The following is an 823-nucleotide window of genomic DNA, read 5'->3' on the forward strand; positions in this document are numbered from 1 at the left end:
CTCTGGTACCTCTTTATCATTTTCTTTCTCCCAATGTGTCGCAAGTACTGTATTTTCCGTTGGACCATATGCGTTAATATATCGTTCTTTATCTCCAATCTGCTCAACCAATTCCTTACTTGTTGCAGAACCACCAGTCGTTAATACTCTAAACAAATTTTGTTTTATCTGACGGAAATATTGTGGTGGAAGTAATGCTACTGTTGCCTTTTTATTTGAAACATACTGTTCAAACTCATCTACACCTCGCACTTTATTGGATGGGATTAATAATAATGTTGCTCCATTATATAATGCCATTGTCATTTCCCATACAGACGCGTCAAATATATAGTTAGCAAATTGTAATATAACATCTTTTTCTGTAATTTTATACAATTCTTTAAAGTATTGGTTTATTGCAACGACACCATGATGCTCTACTAAAACACCCTTCGGTGTACCTGTTGTTCCGGAAGTGTAGATACAATAGATCAAGTCTTCCGCTTTGTTGACCTTCTCTGGATTCTGGATATTTCCTTCCCAAGTTCCTGCTTCTTTTAAGTCAATCTTTGTAATATCGGTTTCATACTCTGCCCCGTAAAGTAATATGGCCTTTGGCTGACAGTCTTCCAACATAAACGCGATTCTTTCTTCTGGATACGTTGGATCGATTGGTACATAAGCGGCTCCAGCCTTGATGATTCCGTAAATTCCCGCAATCATCTCGATACTTCTTTCTGCCATGATCGCTACAAAGTCATCTGGTCTTACGCCCAGTTCTCTTAACTTATGAGCTAACACATTGGCTCTTTCATTCAGCTCTCGGTAGCTTACTTCTTCT

At 38.3% G+C, this 823-nt stretch carries 1 protein-coding gene; it reads right to left on the reverse strand.

Translation table 11 applies throughout. The features are described from left to right. Positions 1-823: AMP-binding protein (locus ABE34_RS25840; RefSeq protein WP_197142913.1), on the reverse strand; the 823-nt coding region annotated here is incomplete at both ends.

This window comes from Lysinibacillus sphaericus (assembly GCF_015844675.1).
Taxonomy (GTDB): domain Bacteria; phylum Bacillota; class Bacilli; order Bacillales_A; family Planococcaceae; genus Lysinibacillus; species Lysinibacillus sphaericus_E.